We start from the raw sequence: 509 nt of genomic DNA on the forward strand, positions 1-509 counted from the left end.
TTCCGGCGACGAAGCCAGGTCGCGGCCGGGCAGCGCGCTCATCAGCAACCAGCGCCGGCCCGCTTCTTCGGCGGTGGCAATTACCGTTGGTGCCGGTTGTCCCTGTTCCTGCAGCCAGCGCAGGCGCGCGATCTCATCACCGAGCTCACTGAAGGCGTCGATCACTTCCGACTTCACGAAGGCATCGGGCTGGCCTGGTCGCTGCACACGGGCTACATCCGCGCGCGACACGCCGATCGACTGCCGCTCGACGCGCGCATCGGCCAACGCTTCCTGCCATGCCCACGGTAGCGGCATGCCATCAGTGAAGGGATTGGGTGCTTCCATGCCGGGGGTTCCTGTTGCCGGTGACCCCGCCGATTCTCGCTCATGCTGCACGAACCGCAGCCAACAGCAGCGCGGAAAGGTACATGCCCACGCCGAACACGCTGTGCGCCACCAGGCTGCGCAGGGGTGCCTTGCCCGGCGCCGGGGTCTTCGAGGCGGCAATGCCGGCACCCATGCCCGGC

General features: G+C 68.0%; 2 protein-coding genes. Both read right to left on the reverse strand.

Annotated elements, in window-relative coordinates:
- Positions 1-327: phosphotransferase (locus WDC87_RS21970; RefSeq protein ID WP_336331351.1), on the reverse strand; the 327-nt coding region annotated here is incomplete at its 3' end.
- Between the two features lie 40 nt (positions 328-367).
- Positions 368-502, reverse strand: a complete 135-nt coding sequence (locus WDC87_RS21975) for a DUF2938 family protein (protein ID WP_336331352.1) — start codon at positions 500-502, stop codon at positions 368-370.
- Positions 503-509: the final 7 nt, after the last annotated feature.

The organism is Stenotrophomonas maltophilia group sp. Smal12 (assembly GCF_037079935.1).
In the GTDB taxonomy this organism is placed as follows: Bacteria; Pseudomonadota; Gammaproteobacteria; order Xanthomonadales; family Xanthomonadaceae; genus Stenotrophomonas; species Stenotrophomonas sepilia.